The 24969-nt window shown below is 58.9% G+C and carries 17 protein-coding genes; 6 read left to right on the top strand and 11 right to left on the bottom strand.

Annotation, left to right across the window (positions count from 1 at the left end; translation table 11 throughout):
• Positions 1–542: 542 nt before the first annotated feature.
• The 5 genes from NF78_RS06245 (at position 543) to NF78_RS06225 (ending at position 12167) form a co-directional block, all read left to right on the top strand.
• Entirely contained in the window at positions 543–2954 is a 2412-nt protein-coding gene (locus NF78_RS06245; protein ID WP_197064775.1) for a hypothetical protein, read from the top strand.
• Between the two features lie 99 nt (positions 2955–3053).
• Positions 3054–3638, top strand: a complete 585-nt coding sequence (locus NF78_RS06240; protein WP_035985350.1) for a DUF11 domain-containing protein — start codon at positions 3054–3056, stop codon at positions 3636–3638.
• Between the two features lie 253 nt (positions 3639–3891).
• Positions 3892–6339 carry a DUF11 domain-containing protein gene (locus NF78_RS32280; protein ID WP_225885238.1) on the top strand — a complete coding sequence of 816 codons (2448 nt, stop codon included), beginning with the start codon at positions 3892–3894 and terminating at the stop codon, positions 6337–6339.
• Positions 6336–9953 carry an invasin domain 3-containing protein gene (locus NF78_RS06230; protein WP_052049883.1) on the top strand — a complete coding sequence of 1206 codons (3618 nt, stop codon included), beginning with the start codon at positions 6336–6338 and terminating at the stop codon, positions 9951–9953. The genes NF78_RS32280 and NF78_RS06230 overlap by 4 nt, the downstream gene beginning before the upstream one ends.
• A 96-nt stretch (positions 9954–10049) precedes the next feature.
• On the top strand, positions 10050–12167 hold the full coding sequence (locus NF78_RS06225) for a choice-of-anchor L domain-containing protein (protein ID WP_081972524.1): 2118 nt from the start codon (positions 10050–10052) through the stop codon (positions 12165–12167).
• Positions 12168–12177: 10 nt separating this feature from the next.
• Here NF78_RS06225 and NF78_RS06220 read toward each other — a convergent pair whose 3' ends face one another.
• From NF78_RS06220 to NF78_RS06205, 4 genes are all read right to left on the bottom strand, one after another.
• Positions 12178–12717 carry a type 1 glutamine amidotransferase domain-containing protein gene (locus NF78_RS06220; RefSeq protein WP_035985348.1) on the bottom strand — a complete coding sequence of 180 codons (540 nt, stop codon included), beginning with the start codon at positions 12715–12717 and terminating at the stop codon, positions 12178–12180.
• A gap of 88 nt (positions 12718–12805) precedes the next feature.
• Entirely contained in the window at positions 12806–13087 is a 282-nt protein-coding gene (locus NF78_RS06215) for a hypothetical protein (RefSeq protein WP_052049882.1), read from the bottom strand.
• Between the two features lie 50 nt (positions 13088–13137).
• The gene (locus NF78_RS06210) at positions 13138–15390 is read right to left on the bottom strand and encodes a heavy metal translocating P-type ATPase (RefSeq protein ID WP_035988846.1); all 2253 of its coding nucleotides are present in this window, start codon (positions 15388–15390) and stop codon (positions 13138–13140) included.
• A 28-nt stretch (positions 15391–15418) separates the two neighbouring features.
• Positions 15419–15613: a heavy-metal-associated domain-containing protein gene (locus NF78_RS06205; RefSeq protein WP_035985347.1), complete on the bottom strand. Its 195-nt coding sequence runs from the start codon at positions 15611–15613 to the stop codon at positions 15419–15421.
• A gap of 334 nt (positions 15614–15947) precedes the next feature.
• Here NF78_RS06205 and NF78_RS06200 point away from each other — a divergent pair, with 334 nt between their 5' ends.
• Positions 15948–18422 carry a phosphoketolase gene (locus tag NF78_RS06200; RefSeq protein ID WP_035985346.1) on the top strand — a complete coding sequence of 825 codons (2475 nt, stop codon included), beginning with the start codon at positions 15948–15950 and terminating at the stop codon, positions 18420–18422.
• A gap of 219 nt (positions 18423–18641) precedes the next feature.
• On the opposite strand, the gene NF78_RS06195 is transcribed toward NF78_RS06200, so the two are convergent.
• From NF78_RS06195 to NF78_RS06170, 7 genes are all read right to left on the bottom strand, one after another.
• The gene (locus NF78_RS06195) at positions 18642–18890 is read right to left on the bottom strand and encodes a hypothetical protein (RefSeq protein ID WP_035985345.1); all 249 of its coding nucleotides are present in this window, start codon (positions 18888–18890) and stop codon (positions 18642–18644) included.
• A 313-nt stretch (positions 18891–19203) separates the two neighbouring features.
• On the bottom strand, positions 19204–19482 hold the full coding sequence (locus NF78_RS29115; protein ID WP_225885237.1) for a DUF5615 family PIN-like protein: 279 nt from the start codon (positions 19480–19482) through the stop codon (positions 19204–19206).
• Positions 19448–20674, bottom strand: coding sequence for a hypothetical protein (locus NF78_RS06190; RefSeq protein ID WP_052049880.1), 1227 nt, complete (start codon positions 20672–20674; stop codon positions 19448–19450). Before NF78_RS06190 ends, NF78_RS29115 begins: the two co-directional genes overlap by 35 nt.
• A 552-nt stretch (positions 20675–21226) precedes the next feature.
• Positions 21227–21493, bottom strand: a complete 267-nt coding sequence (locus NF78_RS33410) for an HNH endonuclease (protein ID WP_412768520.1) — start codon at positions 21491–21493, stop codon at positions 21227–21229.
• Positions 21494–21703 carry a hypothetical protein gene (locus NF78_RS06180; RefSeq protein WP_035985344.1) on the bottom strand — a complete coding sequence of 70 codons (210 nt, stop codon included), beginning with the start codon at positions 21701–21703 and terminating at the stop codon, positions 21494–21496.
• A 140-nt stretch (positions 21704–21843) separates the two neighbouring features.
• On the bottom strand, positions 21844–22089 hold the full coding sequence (locus NF78_RS06175) for a UPF0175 family protein (protein ID WP_035985343.1): 246 nt from the start codon (positions 22087–22089) through the stop codon (positions 21844–21846).
• 80 nt (positions 22090–22169) lie between these two features.
• Positions 22170–24779 carry a trans-splicing intein-formed DNA polymerase III subunit alpha N-terminal partner DnaE-N gene (locus tag NF78_RS06170; protein WP_035985342.1) on the bottom strand — a complete coding sequence of 870 codons (2610 nt, stop codon included), beginning with the start codon at positions 24777–24779 and terminating at the stop codon, positions 22170–22172.
• Between the last annotated feature and the right edge of the window lie 190 nt (positions 24780–24969).

Below are 24969 nucleotides of genomic sequence, written 5' to 3'. Positions count from 1 at the left end.
GATCGCCTGCCCCAGCCCAGACGAACCAGTCTAGACGGAAAGGAGTGAACGAGCATCGGTTTTAACCTCTGGTCTGTCCAGTGAGGGGTGGGCCATTGTAGTCGCTGTGATTGCAAACCTAAGCAGTTAGCAATACCGTACTGGCGGTCTAGGGCGTGTCATCAAGTGAAGCATCTCGGTCTTTCACGAGAATTGGGATGCTTCGCTACCCGCCGTTGCGTTCAGGATGACAACGGGGGATCCACCCGGAGGTTCAATGGCAAAAATATCGGTCATTTGTAGAGTCTGGAGATGCTTGATGGAATCAAAACAAAGTAATTTTTGCTCAATTCCAATTTCTTTAAGTGAGATCCCTGATGCCTTCCGTATTTACACTTATGCACTCCTGCAGGCATTCTAGTTGAAACTACTGTCCACATGAATGCTACATTTCATCGTTAAGCTGGTTCGTTGAGTTGCGCATAAAAGCAACGTGAAATTATTCCAACCATCACGAGATCAGCTTAATGACATCGCCTAATTCCTATCCAAAACCTCGTGGCTTGACCGGCCGCCCGTTGTTAGTAACGCTGCTGGTGGTCGGTAGCACCCTGCAGATTTTGGGACCAGTGCTGGCTCAGGTGGCGGCAGGCACGGCCATTCGCAACACCGCCACCGCTACCTATGAAGACCCATCCGCCCCTGGGGTACAAATTGATGCCACCTCGAACACGGTAGAAGTTGTAGTGGCTGAAGTGGGCGGTGTCACCGTCACTGGAGATGCGGTGCAGAACCTGTCCAACCCCGGTGGCCAAATTTTGCCCAATGATCAACTGGCCTATGATTTCGAGGTCACCAACGTTGGTAACTTCGACACCAACTTCCACCTTCCTGCTACTGCGACAGTGACCGGGGCCGCTACCGCCGGAGGCATTTTAGTCTCGCTGGACGGAGGCACAACATTTGTGCCGCTGGCGGATGTTTCGACCAATGGTGTTTTGAACACTCCTACCCCAGCAGGGGGCTCTATTCTGGTGCGGGTTCCGGTCACTGTAAATGCCAATGCCCCTTCTGGGGCTGAGATTAGCGTGCGGCTGGGTGACACTGCGGCTGGCCCCGATGGCAGTACCCAAAACCAGCCTGACGATCAAGATGGCCCCCAGGCCAACGAGGTGCGCACCACCGGCGGCAGTCCGGTCAACGGTCAGCGAGAGGCCCAGGGTATTCTATCAATTCAGGTGGGTAGCCAGCCCCAGGCCTTCGCTACCCTGCTCAAGAGCCGCATCAACACGGCCTTAAACAATCCCAATGATCTAACCGATGTGGTACTGACCTATGGATTGTCCCTGCGGGTGGAGGGATCTGCTCCGGTGGGCAGTCCTGGCTTTGTGGCGGCGGCCTTAGCGGGTCAATCCATTACCGTTAACGGCACCGCGGGCAACTACATTCTCGTGTCAGATGCGATTCCTGCCGGTACTGTGTTGACTGGCACGCCCTCGGCCCCAGCCGGGTGGCAGGTCGTTTACACCACGGCTCCCACCACCACCTTTGCCAATGCAGCCGCCTGGACCACGATAGCGCCAGGGGATCTGAGCATTGTCACCCGCATCGGCTTTGTACGCAATACCGCTGTAGAGCCCACCATAGCCGCTGGCACCACCGTAACCGGCTTTACCTTCCAGGTTGTCACCTCCGGGGTTGACCCGGTGGCTGGGCAGAGTATTGAAAACCTGGGTCAGGTGTTTGGTGCCACCGCTGGCAACCCGAACCGGTTAGTCTACGACGAATCGGGCGACCAAAACCCCAACAACCTCAACGATGATGGCACCCCTGGCCCTGGCATCACCAGCGGGGTGGCCAACAGCGCCATTCAGGGAGTAGACCCCAACAGCGGTGACAACAACCCCGCCACCGACAACCAGGGGATTGGTCCTGGGGGTGAGGTGAATGTCTTTGTGTTGCTGCCCCCTGGGGCTCTGTTGCATGGCCCCCAGGGGCAGCCCGCTGCGGTTGGCCCCACTAGCAATAACGATGACTTCACCAACCAGGCTATTCCTGGCAACGTCACCCCTGCCCCCGGTGCAGGCCTGGCGGCCCCGGTGACCATTAGCTTTACCAATACTGTGCAAAACCCTGGCACAGCGCCGATTACCAACATTCTGCTGGTACCGAGGGATTTGGCAGCGGTTGCCGGGATTGACAATACTGATTTGCCTAACGGCACGGTTGTAGAAATTGTGTACAACGGCATTCGCGCCCCCTACACCTACAACCAGGGCACCGGCACCTTTACCTTTACCGGCGGGGCGGGTACCGACACCGTGCGCATTAACAGCCTACCGGCAGGCACCTCCGTCAACTACACCGTGAATGTGACGCTGCCCGCTGGCACAGGTCTGTCTACGGAAAACAACCAGGGCGGCTATCCGGTACCCGTCGTGGCCTTCTCCGATACGGGTATCGTTAATGGTCTTCCCGACGCTGGGGAAGCCCAAAACCTGACCATTAACCGCTCCTATGTGGGCTATCTGCGCCTGTCAAAAGAGGTGCGAATTCTGAACGCCAATGGCACAGAAATTCAGGGCTTTACCGATAGTCCCAACCCCGCCAACATCGTACCGGGCAACATTCTGGAATACCGCATTGTTTACAACAACATTTCTGAGGCGTCTACCGGTAGCGGCAACGTCACGCTAAATGCCAACAACGTGGTGATTACTGAGGACGGTACCACGGGTGATTTGACGGATCCCACTGATACTGGCAACACCTGGGCGCTGGAAGCCAATGGGGTAATCATCACCAGCAATGTCCAGGGGATGGCCACGGCCACCCAGGGGCCAATTATGTTCGCCAATGGTGGCGATCGCTCTGGGCCAACCCAAGCGACCGATGTCATTCGCTACGTAAACACTGTGGGCGTGGTGCAGCCCCAAGCCGATGGTAGCTTCACTTTCCGTCGCCGCATTAACTAGGTCAGGGGTGGGGAGGCCTCCGCGCAGGCCTCTCCTCCGGCTTGACCGGTTCGTATCACTCCGTCCCGTGGTTTTACAAATTTGCAGAGGTCAAACAACATGAAACGTCTATCTAAGTTCGTTGGTCTGGGAGCTGCCGCGGCGCTGTTAACCGTGGCTGTACCCTTGCTGAGCGGTACCCCCGTCTGGGCCAGCCTGCAACAGGCCAGCCAGTCGGTAATCGAGAGTTTGCAGCGTCAACCGGCGATTCAGCTGGAGTTGGCCGCCGCGAAGCAGGTGCTTGAAACCGATGCCCAGGGGCAGACCAAGGAAACCTGGCAAACCCTCAGCGGTGAAAAGGCTGTGGTGCAGCCCGGCGATCGGTTGCGCTACAACCTGTCGGGGGAAAATACCAGCGATCGCAGCCTCAAGAACCTGGTGGTAACCCAGCCGGTTCCCCCCCAAACCATCTATGTTTTGGGGTCTGCCCTGGTGGGTAACAACGGCGGGGCCGCCATCACCTACAGCATCGACAATGGCGAGACCTTTGTGGATGCGCCCATGGTAGAAGTCACCCAGCCCAACGGCGATATTGTGCTAGAACCAGCTCCGGCAGAGGCTTATACCCACATTCGCTGGAACTTTGGCGATCAGGTACAGCCGGAGGCTGTGCTGTCCGCTGCCTACGATGTGACGGTGCGCTAATGCCCCATATCCTTCACCCGGCGCCCGACTGATCGCGCTGGGTGGAGGTAAACCAACCGGGGCGATCGCCCCGGCGACCCCAGAACTAGAGCCAATTTTTCCTTGCCGTGCAGACGAGTTGACCGTGAGCCCTTCTGAATGGCGCTGCGCGCCCGTGCCCATTTGCCCCAGGGCAGGGGTTACCGCCAGCCGTGGGTGGATTTACCCCACCTGGGGCGTTTGCCTCCCATACCCTTCCAATCGTGCTTCGGTGATGTCCTTCGTCCTGCCATTCCGTTCTCAGCCCCCCGCCCATCCCAGGCGACTGTGGCCCCTCGCTACCACACTGCTGCTGGGGGGGCTAACCTGGGCCACACCGGCCTGGAGCCAAACTCAACTGTCTGCGGCCCAGCTTCAGTGTGTGGCCCCAGGGGAAGCCGGCCTAACCTTGCGCAACCGTGCCGACTACAGCCACAACACCCTCCGTCGGCAGGCGAACACCACCTACGATCTGACCCCTGACCTGTTCGGGGGGCAAACCACCTCGGTGATCGGCCAAATCACCAACAGCGGCGCTTTGGCCTTAATCCCCCAGGCCCCACGGGACGACAAAGGCAACCTGGTGCATGGGTTGGGCCAAATCACCACGGCCCTACAGGCCGAGTTACTGTCCTGGGGCTGGAGTGAGGCGGAGGCCAGCCGGGGCAGTTTAGCGGCGGTAAGGGCCTATGCCCTGCTGCCCGATGCAGCACCGCTCCAGCAGATACTGGCCGCGACCCGGCAAGCCCTGGCTACGGCTGTACCGACCCGAGCCGCCCAAATCAATGGGCTGGGGGCAGACCCAACCCACGCATTAACCCTGGCCCTGCTTGGCCTGCGCCCCTCGACCATGCTCGGCTTGGGCATTCCTGCCGCCGAGGCGGCCCTGGCCGCTGCGGCCGCTGCTGGCGTGGTGCAAACGACGGCCATCGGCACCTCCTGGGCAGAGCTGAGTACTGCCGCCTACAATGCTGCGATCGCCGCCATTCCACCCTATGGGAATCTCCTCAGCCAGGCTCAAGACAGTCTGGCGGCTGACCGTCGCCGCATTCTGTCCGGGCAGCAGACCAGCCTCAACCCTGGAGATGTCGTGCGTTTTAGCTTTGAGTTGCGGAATATCGGTCGCGCCCCGGTCCAGGTGCAATCGCCCACCGCAGCCGAAATTCAACAATCCGGGCTGGTGGGACCAGGCACTGTGGCGGCCATTCGGCTTGGCGGGGTGGAAACGGCCACTACTGTCACCCTGGCCCCCAACCAACCGGTGACCCTGCAGATCGATGTGCAGGTTAGTCGTCTGCCGACCGCCGCCGCTCCCCTGGCGATCGTCCTGAGCAGCACCTGTGGCGACAGCAGCCAGCAAGCCCTTACCCTCCTACCCCCCATCCAGGCTGATGGGTTGGTTGACCCCCTCGGACGCATTACCGGTTGTGCCGGAGAACTCTTGCCCGACTACCGGGGCTTTAGCATGGGCGTCTACTTCGCCGCCAGCGCCCTGGGGGAATTGGGGTCGTTAGTCCCCCTTACGGCCACAGAGCTGCCCGATAACCCCAACAATGCGATCGCCGCAGGATTGCCCCCCAATACCCAGAACAGTAATCCATTTTTTCTAAGTCAAAGCGACCAGGGGGGGTATAACTTTCTGCTCGACCCCAGCCGCGGGCAGCTGGATCTGGGCACCACTTACATTCTGGTGATCAATCCCCCGGCCAACAGTACCTACCGCCAGCGACGGATTCGGCTGGTCGTTGGTGAACGGACAGGCGATACCTTTGCCTACACAGCCACTTCCCTCGATGGTTTGCCAATCAGCGCTACCGATAACCTGACCACCGTGGCTGGCACCATCACCATCAACGATGCCGCCCAGGTGGGGCTGGTGCTGGCGGTGCTGAATGTAGGGGCCAGTGTCTGCGATGCCCAGTCCATTCAAATTGTCAAAACCGGCGATCGGGTGGCGGCAGAACCAGGGGATACGGTGCTCTATCGCCTGCAAATTCGAAATTTGGCCAGCACTCCCGTCAGCAATTTGGCCATCACCGACACGCTGCCCCTGGGCTTTAGCCTGGTGGCGGATTCGGGCCGAGCCGCCCTAGGCAATGCCCCAGTTCCCCTGACCACCACGCCCAACGGTCGAACCATCACCTTTCAACCGGAGGTGACCCTGGAACAGGGGCAGGGGTTGACGGTAGTCTATGCCGCCCAGCTCACCCCAGAGGCTCTGCGGGGGAATGGCCTCAACTCAGCCATGGTCTCGGGGCTTCGTAGCGACAATGGCCAGGTGGTGCGAGACGGTCCCGCCCTGCACCGCCTGCGGGTTCAGCCCGGCATTGTGACCGATACCGGCACCATTGTGGGCCGCGTCTTTGTGGATAGCAACTTTGACGGTGAGCAGCAGTCCGGTGAGCCGGGGATTCCCAACGCTGTCGTTTTCTTAGACGACGGTACCCGGATCACCACCGACGAAACCGGGCTGTTCTCGGTGGCCAATGTGCTGCCCGGCTACCGGGTCGGCACCCTGGATCTGACCAGCATACCGGGGTATACCCTGGCCCCCAACCAGGTTTTCATCGAGCACAACACCGATTCGCGGCGGGTGCAGTTGTCCCCTGGGGGCCTGGTGCGCATGAACTTTGGCGTTATGCCGCTGGTTCCAGCGGACGCCCCGGCGGAGGCAGCAGAATGAGCATTCAGCAACCGTCCCGGTTGGGACTGGGTAAAGGATTGGCGGGGCTGACGGTCGCCGCCCTGATCCAGCTACCGGTGGCTGGGGCGGAGCTACCGCCGATGGCAGAAGCTGAACAACGGCCTGCTGCTCAGGGGGCGATCGCCCAGCCCGAGGCGGCCTCCTTCCCCGCCCCCCACCCCGAGCAAACAACCGATCTAACCAGTATTTCGCCTGCCCCGACGGCAGAGTCCCCCGCGATCGCCCCTGTACCCCTGAGCATTCTGTCTCCCGCGATGGACGCTGTGGTCGATACCCCAGCGGTGAGCGTGACCCTGCAATTTCCGGTGGATAGCCAGGTGCGCCTGGTGGTGAATGGCGAGGCTGTCGATCCGACCCAAATTGGTCGTACCGAAACCGACCACGCCCAGGGGATGGTCACCCAAACCTGGTACGCCGTTACCCTGCGGGCGGGGCAAAACACGATCGCGGCTGAGGGCACCTGGCAGGGTAACCCCTTACCCCCGGCCCAGGTGACGGTGGCTGTGCGGGGCCTGCCCACCGCCCTGGCCCTGGAAACCGTTGAGGCCCGCATTCCCGCCGATGGTCGCTCGACGGCCACGGTGCGGGGGCGACTCTTGGATGCCCAGGGCAATCCCGCCAACCAAAGGGCGGTGGTCACCCTGGAGGCCAGTGCTGGCACCTTTGTGGGAGTGGACCACAACCCTGATCGGCCAGGGTTTCAGGTGGAAACCCTGGATGGTGAGTTTACGGCCACCCTCCAGGCGGGACTGCGGGCCGAGGTCGTCACCCTGCGGGCTACCACGGCGGATTTAGAAGCCTTTACCCAAATCGGGTTTGAGACGGCCCTGCGGCCTAGCTTGCTGAGTGGGTCCGTGGACCTGCGGCTGGGGGCTCGGGGTACCGACTATTTCGGTAGCTTCCGCGATTTCTTGCCCCCCGATGGCGACAATAGCCTGGGGCTAGACGGTGGTGCGGCGGTCTTTGGCACAGGCCGCCTGGGGGACTGGCTGGTGACCGGGGCCTACAACAGTCGCCGCCCGCTCAACCAGGACTGTACTGGCACAGCCTCGCTATTTCGGGCCACCCAGGCCTGCGATCGCACCTACCCAGTCTATGGTGACGAGTCCACCAGCGAGGTGATGACTCCCTCCATTGACAGTCTCTACCTCAGGTTCGAGCGCACCTCCCCGGTGGAGGGGGCCGGTAGTGACCACCTGATGTGGGGCGACTACACCACCACCGACTTTGCTACCCAGTCCCAGTTGTTCACAGCCACCACCCGGCAGCTGCACGGCCTCCAGGGTAATTACAACCTGGGCAACCTCCAGATCAGCGGCTTCTACGGCAACAACATTGACGGGTTCCAGCGCGATACCCTGGCCCCGGATGGCACCAGCGGGTTTTACTTTTTGTCTCGCCGACTGCTGATTGCCGGCAGTGAGAATGTCTTTTTAGAGCTAGAGGAATTGAACCGCCCCGGCACGGTGCTGGAGCGTGAACCCCTGCGTCGGGGGCTGGACTACGACATCGACTACGACCGGGGCAGTCTGCTGTTTCGCCAGCCCGTTCTGCGCACCGACATTGACGACGAAGGGCGTACCCTGGTGCGCCGAATTGTGGTCACCTACCAGTACGAGAGTGACGACAGCGCCAATATCTACGGGGGGCGGCTGCGCTACCACCTATCCCGGCAGGTGAACCGGGAAAGCTGGCTGGGGGCCACCTACCTGCAAGAAAATATGGGCGATCGCCAGTTTGCGCTCTACGGGGCCGATGCCCTGATCTCCTTCGGGAGCGATGGCCAACTGATCGCCGAATATGCCCGCTCCAGCCATCACTCGGCCTTTGCTGGTCCCGTCAGCGGCTCCGCCTACCGATTAGAGGCCCAGAGCACCCTGTTTTCAGGGGTGAGAGGTCGGGCCTACTGGCGCACCACCGATCCAGGCTTTGCCAACAATGCCACCACCAGTTTTGTCCCTGGCCAAACCCGCTATGGGGCCGAACTCCAGGCCCAGGTTTTCCCCACCACCCAGCTGCGGTTGCAGTATGACCACGAAGACAACTTTGGCACAGCTCCTCGCCCCCTCAGCACCCTGGAAGATCTACTCAATCCGGGGTCGGAAGCCATACCGGGCAGCCCAGTCAACAATTCCCTCACCACCCTGACGGCGGGGGTGCAACAGCAGATTGGCGACGCCACCCTGGCGTTCGATTGGATTCACCGCAACCGAGAAGATCGGATCGCGCCCAATGCCCTCAGCGCCACCTCTAACCAACTGCGATCGCGCCTCACCCTGCCCATCTCCAACACCCTATCCCTGCGGGCCCAAAACGAAACCACCCTCTCCAGCACCACAGACCCCCTCTACCCCGACCGCACCCTGGTGGGGCTGGACTGGCTGGTGCATCCCGGCATTACCCTCAGCTTCAATCAGCAGTTTATTTCGGGGGGCCAGTTTGAACCCCAGGCCATCACCAGCCTCGATCTGAATGGTGAATACCAGTTTGGCCCCGACACAACCCTGAGCAGTCGGGTGTCTCTGATCAACGCCCAGGCCCTGGCCGGTGCCATCGGCCTCAGCCAGGGGATTACCCTGGCCCCCGGTCTGCGCGCCACCCTCAGCTACGAGCATATTTTTGGTAACAGCTTCGGCACCACCGCCGCCGGTAGCCAGTTTGCCCAGCCCTTTGCCGTGGGCCAGAGTGCTGCCGGGCTGGGGTTAGCGGCGGGGCACAATTTCAGTGTGGGCATCGATTACACGGGCAACCCCGACTTTCAGGCCAACGCCCAGTTGCAGCATCGGACCTCCTCGGCGGGGTCAAACACAGTGTTCACGGCTTCAGCCCTGGGTCGCCTAACCCCCTCCCTCACCGCCCTGGCCAACGTTCAGCGGGCTAGCGCCTCCAACCAGGGCCTGGAAGCCCTGGGGACCAGCACTAATCTGCGGCTGGGGCTGGCCTACCGCGACCCCGATAACGATCGCTGGAATGCCCTGCTGCGCTACGAATATCGTCGCAACCCGGCCCTGGTGCCCGAAAGCATTTTGTTTGGGCGCGGCACCGGTTCAGAGGATCACGTCCTGGCGCTGGAGGCAATTTATTCTCCCAGCTGGCAGTGGGAATTCTATGGCAAGCTCGCCCTGCGCCACAGCACCGCCTACCTGGCGGACGATTTCATCAGCACCAGCACCGTGGGGTTAGCCCAGGTGCGCGCCACCCACCGCTTTGACTACCAGTGGGATGTCTCCGCTGGTGCCCGCTGGCTCACCCAGCCCTCCGCAGGGTATAGCGAGATGGCCCTCAACCTGGAGGCGGGCTACCACCTGTCGCCCAACCTGCGCCTGGCCGCAGGCTACACCTTTGGCAGCATGAGCGATCGCGACTTTAGCCAATCTCGCTCGGCCAGTGGCCCCTACCTGGGCATCAGCCTCAAACTCGACAACAACCTGTTCAGAGACTTTGGGTTTGCCTCTACCCCACCGCCACAGTCCCTAGCCCAGCCCCAACCCGCAGAGCCTCATTTGCCCACCGCTGGTGATACCGGGGTAACCCCTGGGGCGACATCAGAGGTTGCATTCCCACCCGAGAGTTCAAACGGCGGCATCCGATAGTCTCCACCCAAGGGCGCAGATCGCAGCCAGACCAGACAAAATCGCTATTTTTGCAACGTTTAGAGCACTGCCTCAGAGGAATGGTTGAATCAACCTATGTCTCCTAGCCCGAACCCATCAGTGAACCCCATGCCCCCCGTTTTCCCAATCGAGAGACGCCGAATCAGTCGGTTTCTGGTGCGGATGTTCATCGGCTGCTGCCTAGCCCTTTTGAGCCTGGCTATTTTCCCTCAAATTGCTTTGGCAAACTTGACGATCGGTGCGACAAGCCCGACCCAGGCCGATCTCAAGGCGGCCTTAGAAGGGAATGGGGCGGTCTCCAATGTCACGGTGAATGCTAGCAGTATTACGATTCTTCCGGCGGCTACATCCGGTCAGGCGCGCCTCTTTTCCAATGGCACCACTGTATCCGGTCGAGGACCTGTCATTGGAATTGAAAACGGGATTGCCCTGGTTACCGGAACCGCGAGCAGCGCAGTTGGACCCAATACATCGTTTTCCAGAACCACAGGCACAACGACGGTCCGGAATGATTCAGACTTGGCTACGGTTGACAATGGAGCCCAATACGACACCATTGGACTGGAGTTTCAGGTGGTTCCTGCTGGCAATTTCATGGCGGTAAACTTTGTGTTTGCTTCAGAGGAGTACAACGAGTTTGTCTGTACGATTTTTAACGATGCCATGGGGATTTTTGTCAGCGGTCCTGGCATCACCGGCAAAGCCAATATCGCCAGGGTTGGCGACAGTCTAATTCCCATTGCCGTCAACCAAATTAACCGTGGAGTTGTGGGCAGCTATGCGGTATCAAATCCCGCGCAATCGGCCCCCTGCGATTTGGGAAATTCTGCTTTTTATGTCAATAACGTGGACCCGGCTTCCTCTGAAGGTCCTATTTCTGCTAACAATACGTCGAACACAACAACTCAAACGAACTTTACCCATACCCAGTATGACGGCTTTACCATACCCCTTACAGCGCAGTTGGCCGTAACCCCTGGGGCCACTTATACCGTCAAGGTAATCGTGGCTGACATTGGCGATCGCCAGTGGGACAGTGCCGTTTTTCTAGATGGCCTGGTTAGCTACAATCTCGATTTGGGGGATGCTCCAAATAGCTATGGCACAAGCGTTGTTGATCGAAGCATCCCTCTGCCTGGACCTGCCCGCCACAGTACTGGCCAGGCGATTTACCTGGGGTCAATTCCCCCCGATGCAGAAAATACGGTGACCCCAGCGATCGCTCCCAATCCCGCTATCCACGATGACAACACCGGCACTGACGACGAGGATGCCTTCGCGGGGGATTGGCTGATTACCCCAGGCATCACCACTTATAGTCTGCCGGGTATTCCAGTCCACAATGGCACTGGCGTTCCGGCTACCCTGATGGGCTGGATTGACTTTAACAAAAATGGCAGTTTCCTCGACCCTGGGGAATTGGCCGGGGCCGTGGTCGCCGCAGGACAAACCACCGCAACCCTCACGTGGTCAGGCTTTACCGCCCCCACAGAAGGTACGGCCTACGCCCGATTCCGGATTACCACCGATACCCGGCTGATCAATAACCCTTCGCCCCTGGGTTTGGCCTTAAACGGAGAAGTGGAGGATTACCGGGTTCTGTTTGGCACGTTTCCGCAGCTGTCCCTGGTAAAACGCATTACAGCGATTAACCAGGAGCCGATCAACCCCAATGACGGGACACTGCTCAACACTGTGATCAATTCAGGCGATGGTGCCCTCTGGCCCAGTAATGCCCTGGTGGGTGCCACGGAAGGAGGCCTGGTCAAACCCGGTGACGAGCTGGAATACACGGTTTACTTTCTCTCCAGCGGCACTGGGCCGATTACCAATGTGAGCATCTGTGACCTGATTCCGGCCCACACTCGGTTTGTGCCCCAGGCCTACAATGGCCAAACCCCCCTGGATAGCGGCGGCCTCAGCGGCACCGATGTGGGCATTGCCCTGGCCTTTAGGGGAGATACAGTTCCCACCGCACCTACAGTGTTTCTCACCAATGCCCAGGATGGCGATCGCGGTCAGTTTTACCCCGCTGGGGCCAACCTCCCGGCCTCCTGCGTGGGGGCGAATACCAATGGAGCCGTAGTGGTCAATGTGGTCAGCAGTCCAAATACTCTCCCCCCCGCCACGGCTCCCGGCACCCCACCCAATACCTTTGGCTTTGTCCGTTTTCGGGCTCGGGTCGTCGGGTAACGTGGTGGCCCTACTCGCAGAACTCCTCCACCATTTTGCGGTTGAAGGCGGGTAAATCCTTGGGGTTGCGGCTGGTGACCAGCCCCTGGTCAACCACCACCTCCTGGTCGACCCAGGTTGCGCCCGCGTTGCTGAGGTCAGTTTTGAGCGAGGGCCAGGAGGTGACGGTGCGCCCCTTGACCACATCGGCTTCCACCAGGGTCCAGGGGCCGTGGCAGATGGCGGCGACGGGCTTGCTGTCGGCAAAAAACGCTTTGATAAACTGAATGGCCTGATCGTTCATTCGCAGCTGGTCTGGGTTGATCACGCCGCCCGGCAGCACCAGAGCGTCGTAGTCACTGGCGTTGACCTGATCGAGGGTGCAATCGACGGGAACGGTATCGCCTTTGTCGTAGTGGTTCCAGCCCTGAATGGTGTCTCCTTCCGGGGCCACGACATGGACCTGGGCACCGGCCTTTTCGAGGGCCTGTTTCGGCTCCGTCAACTCCACCTGCTCAAACCCGTCGGTGGCAAGAATCGCCACTTTGCGATTGTTAAGTTCTTGGGCCATGCTATTTCTCCTTGACTTACCTTCAGCTTAGGTAGCCAGGATCGGACCAGCGTCTAGCCGGGGGCGGAGTTCAGGCCGACCCGTCCGCCTATGCCCCACTGTCGCTGGGGTCGAGGTCACCATCCTTGCTCACCTGCCGGGACTGCGGTTTGCTGAACAGGAACCACCACAGTTCGAGGCCGATCAGTCCCAGGCCAGCCCCGGTTACGGCCAGCTTTGACCACAGGGGCTGTTCGATCCGCTGAAACTGACTGGTGGGCTGGGCCATATCAGTGCTACCATGCCCCATCTGGGCTGGAGTGCCGACGGCGAGGCTGAGGAGCAGCCCCAGGCTGGCCAGACTGGTGAGGATAAGGGGTTTGAGTCTCATGGGGGGAGTTCCTGAAGGATGGTCGCAGACTGGCCCTGGCGAGCCAATGGCTATCCCGGCAGCCGGGGGCGAAACTTTTGCAGGCGCAGGGCATTGGTCACCACCGACACCGAGCTAAAGGCCATGGCGGCCCCGGCGATGATCGGGTTGAGCAGCCAGCCGAAGATGGGGTAGAGCACCCCAGCGGCGATGGGAATCCCGGCGACGTTGTAGATAAAGGCAAAGAACAGGTTCTGGCGAATGTTCTGCATGGTGGCGCGGGAGAGCTGAATGGCGGTGACAATGCCGTGCAGGTCGCCGGCGATCAGGGTGATGTCGCTGGCCGCGATCGCCACGTCAGTCCCGGTGCCGATCGCCATCCCCACATCCGCTTGGGCCAGGGCGGGGGCATCGTTGATGCCGTCGCCCACCATGGCCACCACGTTGCCCTCTCGCTGGAGTTCGGCCACCTGGGCCGCTTTCTGGTCAGGGCGCACTTCGGCAAACAGGCGGTTAATTCCCACCTCGCGGGCGATCACCTCAGCGGTGCGGCGGTTGTCGCCGGTCAGCATCACCACCTCCAGGCCCATCCGCTGCAGGGTGGCAATGGCCTGGGCTGAGGAGGGCTTGACCGCATCGGCGATCGCCAGCAGGGCTTCTACCTGGCCATCGACGGCCAGCCAGACCACGGTGCGGCCCAGGGACTCCAGCCGGTCCCAGTCCGACTTCAGGCGATCGGTGGCGATGCCCAGTTCCGCCATCCAGCGGTGGGTGCCAATCTGCACCCGCTGCCCCGCCACATTCCCCTGCACGCCGCTGCCCGCCACGGCTTCAAAGCCTTGGGAATCGTCTAGGGTCACCCCCTGGGCCTGGGCGTACTGCACCACCGCTTCGGCCAGGGGATGCTCAGAGTTGCGCTCTAGCGTTCCCGCCAGTCTCAGCAGGTGCAGCTCGGTGGCGGTGCCGTTGACGGTGACATAGTCGGTTACGGTGGGTCTGCCCTGGGTAATGGTGCCGGTCTTATCCAGCACAATAGTTTGAATTTTGTGGGCCATCTCCAGGCTGTCGGCCCCTTTGATCAAAATGCCGTTCTCAGCCCCTTTGCCGGTGCCCACCATGATCGAGGTCGGCGTCGCCAGCCCCAGCGCGCAGGGGCAGGCCAAAATCAACACCCCCACGGTGGTAATCAGCGCCATACTGACATTGCCCATGACGTTGTACCAGACCACAAAGGTGAGAATCGCCACGGCCATCACGGCGGGCACAAACCAGCTGGTCACCCGGTCGGCCAGCTGCTGAATGGGAGCCTTTGAGCCCTGGGCCTGCTGCACCAGCTTGACGATCTGGGCCAGAAACGTGTCTTTGCCGACGCGGGTGGCGCGAAACTTGAAGCTGCCCGTCTTATTCAGGGTGGCCCCGACTACCTCATCGCCGACGGTCTTCTGCACGGGCAGGCTTTCCCCGGTTACCATCGCTTCGTCGAGGGTGGAGGCCCCCTCCACAATTTCGCCATCGACCGGAATTTTTTCCCCAGGGCGCACCAGCACCACGTCGCCGACCACAACGTCGGCAATGGGGACATCCAGCTCCTGCCCGTTGCGGATGACCCGCGCGGTTTTGGCCTGGAGGCCGATCAGCTTGCGAATGGCCTCGGAGGTCTGCCCCTTGGCCCGGTTTTCGAGCAGGTTGCCCAGCAAAATCAGGGCAATGATGATAGCGGTAATCTCAAAGTAGACATCCGGGCTGAGGCCCTGGTCCAGAAACCACTGGGGATTGAGGGTCGGGAATAGGGAGTAGAGAAAAGCCGTGCCGGTGCCGACGGCCACCAGGGTATCCATTGTGGCGGAGCGCCGCTTGAAGGCTTTCCAGGCGTTGATAAAAAAGCCGCTGCCCGCCCACACCATGACCGGCAGAGTCAGCACCAGCTGCACCCAGGGGTGGTGCAACCAGGCCGGAATAAAGGGCATGGGAATCCCCGTCATCATCGGCAGCCCGCCGATCATCAGCACGCCGCCGATCGCCAGGCTAAACACCACCTTGCGAGTGAGTTCGCGGTGGCGGATCTCTCGCTGCCGCCGCTCCGCGTCGTCCTCGGCGGCCAGGGGGTCGTCGCCGATCGGCTGTGCGCCGTAGCCAGCGTCATCCACCGCCCGCTGAATTTTGGTCAGGTTGGTCTGCTGCGGGTTGTAGGTGACCGCCGCCTGCTCAGCGCCAAAGTTCACGCTGCACTGGTCCACGCCGGGCACCGCGCGAATGGCCGACTCTATATTGCTGGCGCAGGCGGCGCAGCTCATGCCCTGCAGCTTTAGCGTTTGGGTTTTCATGGTCATGCCTGAATGGGGGGCTGGGCGCTCAGGCCACGGTGTAGCCAGCATCGGTCACGGCCTGCTTGACCGCCGCGTCGGAGGCGGTGGTGGTGACGTCCACCTGCTTGGTCTTGGGGTCGGCGCTGACCTGGGCGGCCCCATCGATCGCCTGAATGGCTTTGGTGACGGTATCAACACAGGCGGAGCAGGCCAGGTCGGGCACGGTGAGTTGAAGGGTCATGGGTAAATCTCTGAATCTGTACTGGTGACTTCATCTTGAAGCCTCCAGTGAGCTAGAGGGTCAAGGGCCGAACGGTATCGTTTTGGGTCATTTTGTGACGGGTTGTGAATGGCCGCCGCCCCGTATGCACCGACGGACGGCCCTCGGCGGCTAAATCTGCCTGGGCCCAACTCTACCCAGCAGCAGAGGAAATTTGGCCACAACACTGTCATCGGTAGGAGGAAAGGCACCCCGTAGCTCTGTAGCCTGTGAGCAACGGCGTCGGCCTGGCGCGGGGATAGCTTCTCGTCTTGGGCCACCGCCTGACCCTGTAGCCGACCGAGGAGCCTTCGCCATGATTGCCGCCACGCCCACCCAGCAACAGCCCCTGAGTGCCGAGCAGCTCCAGCATCTGCACGCCTACTGGTGCGCGGCGAACTACCTCTCGGTGGGGCAGATCTACCTGCTCGACAATCCGCTGCTGCGCGAACCGCTCAAGCTAGAGCACATCAAGCCTCGCCTGCTGGGCCACTGGGGCACCACGCCGGGCCTGAACTTTATCTACGCCCACCTGAACCGGGTGATCAAGGCCCAGGATCTGAACATGATCTACATCGCTGGGCCGGGGCACGGCGGGCCGGGCATGGTAGCCAACACCTATCTAGAAGGCACCTACAGTGAGCTGTACCCCAACATTTCCCAGGATGCCGAGGGGATGAAAAAACTGTTCAAGCAGTTTTCGTTTCCCGGCGGCATTCCCAGCCACGCTGCCCCCGAAACCCCCGGCTCGATTCACGAGGGGGGCGAGCTGGGCTATGCCCTGGTGCACGCCTACGGGGCCGCCTTCGACAACCCCGACCTGATTGTGGCCTGCGTGGTGGGCGACGGCGAGGCCGAAACCGGGCCGCTGGCCACCAGCTGGCACTCGAACAAGTTTCTCAACCCGGCCCGAGATGGGGCGGTGCTGCCGATTTTGCACCTGAATGGCTACAAGATTGCCAACCCCACGGTGCTGGCCCGGCTGCCCCAGGAGCAGTTGGAAAGCCTGTTTGTGGGCTACGGCTACCGGCCCTACTTTGTGGAGGGCTCTGAGCCGGAGGCGATGCACCAGCTAATGGCGAGCACCCTGGATGCGGCGATCGCCGACATTAAGCAAATTCAGCGCGAGGCCCAGGTACACGGGTTTCAGCAGCGGCCCCTTTACCCAATGATCATTCTGCGATCGCCCAAGGGCTGGACCGGGCCAGAGTCGGTGGACGGCAAAAAGACTGAGGACTACTGGCGCTCGCACCAGGTGCCCTTTTCTGAAATGGCCAGCAATCCCGACCACATTGGGCTGCTGGAGCGCTGGATGAAGAGCTACAAGCCCGAGGAGCGCTTTGACGAGGACGGGCGGCTGGTGCCCGAACTGGCCGAGCTGGCCCCGACGGGCGATCGCCGGATGGGGGCCAATCCCCACGCCAACGGCGGCCTGCTGCTGCGTGACCTGCGTATGCCAGATTTTCGCGACTACGCCGTTGAGGTAAACAACCCCGGCACCGAGATGACCGAGTCGACCCGCGTGCTGGGCCAGTTTTTGCGCGACGTGATGCAGCGCAACCTGGACAGCCGCAACTTTCGGGTGATGAGCCCCGACGAGAACAATTCCAACCGGCTGAACGCGCTGCTGGAGGTCACCGATCGCGTCTCCACCGCCGAAATTTTGCCCACCGACGACCACGTTGCCCCCACAGGCCGAGTGATGGAGGTGTTGAGCGAGCACATGTGCCAGGGCTGGCTGGAGGGCTACCTGCTCACCGGTCGCCACGGCTTTTTCTCGTGTTACGAGGCGTTTATTCACATTGTCGATTCGATGTTTAACCAGCATGCCAAGTGGCTGGAAACCTGTATCGATATTCCCTGGCGCAGGCCGATCGCCTCGCTTAACTACCTGCTCACCTCCCACGTATGGCGGCAGGACCACAACGGCTTTAGCCACCAGGACCCCGGCTTTATCGATGTAGTTACCAACAAAAAGGCGAAGGTGGTGCGGGTGTACCTGCCCCCCGACGCCAACACGCTGCTCTCGGTGGCCGACCACTGCCTGCGCAGCCGTCAGTACGTCAACGTGATCATCGCCGGGAAACAGCCCGAGTTGCAGTGGCTCGACATGGAGACCGCCATTCAGCACTGCACCGCTGGGGTCGGCATCTGGGAGTGGGCCAGCAACGACAGGGGCGGCGAACCCGATGTGGTGATGGCCTGCGCAGGCGACGTGCCTACCCTGGAAACCCTGGCGGCGGTAGACTTTTTGCGATCGCAGTTTGCCGATCTTAAAATTCGGGTGGTGAACGTGGTCGATTTGATGACCCTGCAACCCCAGAGCGAGCATCCCCACGGCCTCTCCGACTGGGACTTCGATGCCATCTTCACCGCCGACAAGCCCGTCATCTTCGCCTTCCATGGATACCCCTGGCTGATTCACCGGCTTACCTACCGTCGCACTAACCACCCCAACTTCCACGTGCGCGGCTACAAAGAAGAGGGCACCACCACCACCCCCTTCGACATGGTGGTGCTGAACGAACTCGACCGCTTTAATCTGGCCCGCGACGTGATCGATCGCGTGCCCAAGCTGCGAAAAGTGGGAGCCTACGTCAAACAGGCTATCCGCGACAAGCTGATCGAGCACAAGCACTTTGTCACCACCCACGGCAAAGATCTGGCCGAAGTCGAGGACTGGACCTGGCAGTACTACAACGGCGATCGTTCTAGGGAAGATACTGGGGAAAGCGATCGCGATACTCCGGCCCAAAAAGGCGCTGAAGGCACAGCCCAATCCCGCAATTGAGTCAAACGATATGGCTTGCCGTCTTTGCTCTGACGGATCCGATTTTGATGTCTGTTTGTGATGTCTGTGGTGGTGCTGGCCTTCTCCATTCTGCTGGTGCGCTTTGCCATCAAAGTCTTTTGCCGCACCAAGCAGGCTCCCCTAGAAGCATGGTCAGGCTAAAAAGACTTCTGACCTATCGGCTCGGCCATCTCCCGGCTGAGCCGATAGGTCTGCGTTCTACTCCGCCATAAGCACCTTAGTCAAAACCACCATCCACTGGCCGGGCTGGTCGGTGGGGATGGGGTCGCTCCAATCGTTGGGATCGGCATAGCCAAAGGCGTGGAGGATTTTGATGGTGCGGTCTATGCCTACGCGGCTGCCGTAGAGTAGGTGGCGCAGGCGCTCGGGATAGGGCTGCGGTTTGCCAGCGGCAGACGGCGGCAAATTGGACGCCCCAGCGGCGTCAGGTTCGAGATATTCAAACATGGGTTCTGTTTTCCTTGTGTTGTTTGCAGAAAACAGAACACGAAAACCCCAGCCACCCGCTGAGGTGCAAATTGGGGTGGCTAGGGTACGATCTGCCTAGCCTCGCAATCTGCGCGGTAGATTTGCGGGGTCAGCTGTTCGTAGGTGGTGCAAACACCTGCGGACAGCGCCAAGGTCTTCGAGTTCTGCAGAATCACTGTCCGAATGAACGGCTTAACGTAAGAGAATAGTGGTACAGACGCTCCCCGTCAACCGTAGAGCAGTTGTAGGATAGACACTGCCCACCATTGCCTTGAACTCATTCAATCTGAAACTATATGGAGCTGCTAATTTCAACAATCATTGCTCCTTGGCGCAGTTGTTCAAGCGCATCGGGTAAAGTAATCATCAGCAATTGGCGCAAGTTTCGATTCGTTACATTCCCGCAGGTTAGCCATAAAATTTGAGGTGATGTGCCTAATCGACAAACTAAATCGATGAAGTCACTATCTTTGGTCAAAACCACCGCACTTTTAGTCAAAAATATCAATATCTTTTGCGCGGCGCAGATACCTGACCTACTTGCTAAAACTCCAAGTCTGATGAACTTCATCCCCAGCATCACCAAAACGGCTGAGGCGACTGGGATCAATCAATGGCTGATAAACCTCAGGATTTAAGACTTCCTCTGCTGCACCCCGCATAGCTTCTAGCAGTTGATCAGTCCATTCCATCCAATCACTGATGGCGACAGAAATAATTCTTCCTGGCAAATCCAAATACTCGTAAGGCAATCCTGCTTCTCGCAACTTTGCTTGAAACTTATCTCGAAAAGCTCTTGAGGTTTCAGTTCCATCAAGCCAACTAAGCTTGATACTAAGTTGGCCATCTGGCCAGATGGTAATGGGTGAACACTTACTAATCGCCAAGCACTTCGGATTGAGTGAGGGTTTCTGGCCTGTTCCAAATTCGATCTTATTAAATTTGCTTGCCCTGCAAAAATCCAAAACCTTTTGAATAGCAGAAGCCTTTTCATCTTCAAAATTTTCAATAAGATATTTGACAAAATCCGCCTCTGTCCAGGTTAGACGGTGAGCAGATTTTGGAGGTATACCGTTGTTTTTGGCAATTTGAGCGGCAGAGGTTTGGCCTATTATACGAGGAATGTGTGTGCTAAATTCTCCACCGCTGTAACGTCGTAATTCAAGGGCAAGAACCTCTGTAGGACTCATTCGTTCATTCAGGAATTCAACGATGCGTTGTAATTCAGGAGGAATACGATCAGCTACAAAAATGAGCCGTACATCACCAGCACGGAGTTTTCTGTGAGCTTCTTGCCAGAACTCTTCCTCAGATCCATCAAAACTACTGCCTTTTAGAAAATCGGCTAGTAGAGTTTCAGGAGTTTCACCTCTGTCTGTTGCGGTCTGGTAGAAAAGATCCTTGAGAGTTTCACCAGGCCAGTAAACTGTAGCGTTGGCAGCGTAGTCCATCATTTGACCCACGACTTCTCGGCGCAACCGAGTATCACTCTGACGTTTAATCTCTACAAGTGTTGGGGTCGCATCTTGGTCTATAAAGAGGTGATCTAAAGACCAGCGATCTTTCCCCCCTTCTGAACCGGGAATCCCCGCTTCCCGCTTTATCAATAACCAACGACGGGGTGACTTAGGATTTACTTGATCACCTGCTAGCAAATCTACATGCGCCTCTAACAGCGCCTGGAAGTCATCTTCCCTGCTATATTTGGTCAGTTCCATACGGGTCAATGCCTGACCATGCTGGATGTAGATGGCTTCACTCATAATCGCCTTGCCTTGGAAGGAATTGGTGGACTAATGACCACATTCAAATCTTTCCCATATTTTGGCAAGAACACCACAAGGTACTGGTCTCTTAATCGGTGACGACCCTCCAAAGCCCTTGTTCAGCAATGGTTTGAGGTGATTCAATCTAAAATCAAGCAGCTACTGTAGGTTGGGTGGAGCACAGCGGAACCCAACTCCCCTGTTAGTTTTCCTACCCAATAACCTACCCTAAGCGCATCAATTCCTCTACCCATCCATGCGCTACCGCCGCGCCCAAACCCCAGGGGCCACCTAACTTCTTTACCGTCGCCATCTCCAATCGGCAACCCCTATTCCGTGGCGACGAAACCGTAGCCCTACTCTGCAAAGCCCTGCGTCAAACAATGCCCGTTGTCAAGCACCTCAAGGCGGCGGATGACGACCCAACAATTCCTCTTCTGCCCGAATGGCCATCATCATGGGGCGATTTAAATCGAGTACTTGTACTGTTGCCCGACCTATGGCTGTTAACCCAATCACTTGCGTACCCTTCCAAACAAAATGCTCTTTCTAAGTCTGCTGGCGAGGGTTGAAAATCGTAACAACCTCACCTGTTTCCGGGGCCTCAACCCGCTGCCGCGCACCCTTCCGAAGGGAACAAGAAACACAAGCAAGTGCTAAGTTTCTCTCTGCCGTTTCTCCATCTGCCACTGTAGGAATCACATGATCAATGTGAAAAGTAGCCACTTGGCCCAGTTGTGATATTCCACAATATTCGCAACGATCACTAGCTCGTTGAATAACGAATCGGCGTAAAGATGCTGGAACTGTTGTCATTTAGGCTTGCTTCATCACCCGCGTTGCCCGTAAATGCAACAAAGACAAGAACTCTGCCAACTCAACCAATCCTTCTGCTTCTTTTTTTTCGGGGGGGGAAAGCTCCTGCCCTTGATCTTGTCGATCTAGAAGTAATTGCAGGCGATCTTGAAGAGCCTGCGGTAGCTGAAATTGGGTCAGCTCTATTGGAATTTCGACGACTTCAACCATGAGTTAAGCATCTCTCAAAACGATCTTAAAAAATCTGCACCTTAACAATTCAAACGAAAACCACAAAGCTCGTTTACTTTAGAAGTCTAACTGACCACTAGTAAAAAATCTTGCAATGGTAAAGTGTCACCTCTAAAAAATCACAGCAGATCTAACGACTGTAGAGTTTTAATATCTGCTTCTAAATCCTCCACATCGTAGTTGATAAACAGCCCACATTTCGCCAATTCATGCTGAAACTCGATAACAGTCAACCCAGTCCAAGCACGAGCTTTACCACTGCTTATCTTTTGCTGCTTGTACAGCATGACAGCAATTTCTACTTTCAGTTCGTCTTCAGTCATGTGAGCTGACTGAACAATGTCATCAGGAATCGTGACGCTCATAGTTCAAGCAAAGAAAACGACCCTACCTTGGTTTAAGGATAGGTGATCTACGCACAGGTTGGCAGTGGTTGTCGAATTCCTTAAGCTGCTGACTGGACGCACCGTAGCACCTTTGGCCAGGGGGCTTCGACCTGCTTCAACTCTAGCCCGCGCTGGAAGATTTCGTCGATCGCCAGCATCTCCCCGGTCTCGGTCATAAACTGGTGGTCGGCGGTGGCGCGGATTGTGGTGCCGTCGTCGAGGTAGTATTCAAACACTTCTTGCTGGCCGCGATCGTGCCACTGGGCCACAGGTTGGGTGTACACATAGCCGTGCTCATCGACGCTGAACACATGGCAGGGAATGCGTTTGGCGACAATTTCGCCGATGGTGAGGGGGCCGTACTCCAGCGTCAGCAGTTTCGTGTCGGCGCTGAGGCAGTATTCGGCGAACTTTACCATCTGGTCCCAGAGTTCTTCGGCTACCTTTTTGGCGACGCCCTTCTGGGTTGCGCCATTGACGAAGTTCTCCTGGTGCTTGAGCATTTCCGACATCTTCTTTTTACCCATGGCCCGCCGCAGCAGGTCGGCCTGGCCCAGGGAGTAGCCGCCCATGTCCTGGGCGATTTTCATGATCTGCTCCTGGTAGACCATGATGCCGTAGGTTTCACTGAGGATGGGCTTGAGGATTTCGTCGGCGAAGTCGATTTTTTCGCGCCCGTGCTTGCGGTTGATGAATTTGGGGATCAGCCCCGCATCCAGGGGGCCGGGACGGTAGAGGGCCAGCACCGAGGAAATGTCTTCGAGGCCGGAGGGCTTGAGGTCGCGGACGATCTGGCGCATGCCGGAGGATTCCAGCTGGAAGACACCGCCCAGGTCGCCCTTCTCCAGCAGTTTGAAGGTGGCGGGGTCGTCCATGGGCAGGTTGTCGGGGTCGATTTTGGTGCCGTGGTTGGCCTCGATCAGCTCCAGGGTTTTCTGGATCATGGTCAGGTTGCGCAGGCCCAAAAAGTCCATCTTCAGCAGGCCCAGGGCTTCCACGTCTTCCATGTAGTACTGGGTGATCACCTGGCCGTCGTTGTTGCGCTGGAGGGGGACGATTTCATCCAGCGGGTCTTTGGAGATCACTACCCCGGCGGCGTGCATGCCGAAGGTTTTGTTGGTGCCCTCGATGCGCAGGGCCATATTGATCCACCGCTGAGTTTGGGGGTCGTTGTCGTACTTTTCTTTGAACTCCGGGGCGGGGGTGTCGTCGGAGATCATCACCTTGAGCTTGGTGGGCTTGCCCCGGGCGACGGGGATCAGCTTCGCCATCCGGTCGGACTCAGCGTAGGGGATATCCAGCACCCGGGCCACGTCTTTGAGCACCGCCTTGGAGGTCATGCGGTTGAAGGTGATGATCTGGGCGACGCGCTCTTCGCCGTAGCGGCGGGTGACGTATTTGATCACCTCGTCGCGGCGATCGATACAGAAGTCGGTATCAATATCCGGCATCGACTTGCGCTCGGGGTTGAGGAAGCGCTCGAACAGCAGGCCGTGGTGGATGGGGTCGATGTTGGTGATGCCCATGGCGTAGGCCACCAGGGACCCCGCCGCCGAGCCGCGACCGGGGCCGACGGGGATGTTGTTGTCGCGGGCAAAGCGGATGTAGTCCCACACCACCAGAAAGTAGGTGGGGAATCCCATCTGGATCATCATCTCGATTTCGTACTCGAGGCGATCGCGATACTCTTCCTCAATCTCCCCATAGCTGGCCGCCTTCATCCTTGCCACCAGCCCCTCGCGGGCCACGTGGGCCATATACTCGGGCGCGCCGTCAAACCCTTCGGGAATGGGGAAGTCGGGAATGCGGGGCTGGCCCAGGATGCCGGTGTACTCTTCGACCTTTTCGGCCACCTCCAGGGTGTTGGCGATCGCCTCTTCGATCACCTCCGGCTCAATATGATCGCGGAATAGCTGCCGCATTTCGTCGGCAGATTTGACGTACTCGGTGCCGCTGTAGCGCAGCCGCTTGTCTTCGGTCAGCAGCTTGCCCGTCTGAATGCAGAGCAGGGCGTCGTGGGCCTCCACATCGTTGCAGGAGATGTAGTGGCTGTCGTTGGTGCAGATGACTTTGATGTCCAGCTCGCGGGCAATTTTGAGGATTTCCACATTCACCACCCGGTCTTCGGGGGAGCCGTGATCCTGGATCTCCAGGTAGTAATCTTCGCCGAACAGGTCTTTGTACCACTGGGCCACCTTGCGGGCCACGTCGGGCCGCTTTTGCAGAATCGCCTGGGGCACTTCGCCACCGAGGCAGGCGCTGGTGACGATCAGCCCCTCGTGGTACTGCTCTAGCAGGTCTTTGTTGATGCAGGGGCGCGAAAAAATGCCCTTGCCCTGCACCCCCTGGAGGTGAGAGATGGTGGTGAGCTTCACCAGGTTTTTGTAGCCCTGGGTATTTTTGGCCAGCACCACCTGGTGGTAGCGGGGGCGGCGCTGCTGCTGGGAAATGTCGCCGTTGATGATGTACATCTCGTTGCCGATAATCGGCTTCACCCCGGCCCCTTTGCACACCTTGATCAGCTCGATTGCACCGTACATCACCCCGTGGTCGGTGAGAGCGATCGCGGGCATCTCCAGTTCCTTGGCCCGCTCCACCAGTTGCGGCAGCTGGCTGGCCCCGTCGAGCAGGCTGTAGGCACTGTGGATGTGGAGACCAACAAAGGACATGGCGCGGCGGCTCTACTAATACAAGTTTACTGGCTGAAGCAGGCCGGGCGCTAGATACCCCAAACGCCCAAGCTGCCCCTAAGGGTAACGGATCTGCTGCTCTACATCTAGCGATTTTTCGAGAAAGATAGAAATTGATGCCGCCATATGTGGTGCCAGCCCAGGGTTGGCGAAGGGCAAATGCCGCCAT

Origin of the sequence: Leptolyngbya sp. KIOST-1, from assembly GCF_000763385.1 — a bacterium.
Lineage (GTDB): Bacteria > Cyanobacteriota > Cyanobacteriia > Phormidesmidales > Phormidesmidaceae > Nodosilinea.
This window is presented reverse-complemented; position numbering and strand designations above follow the sequence as displayed.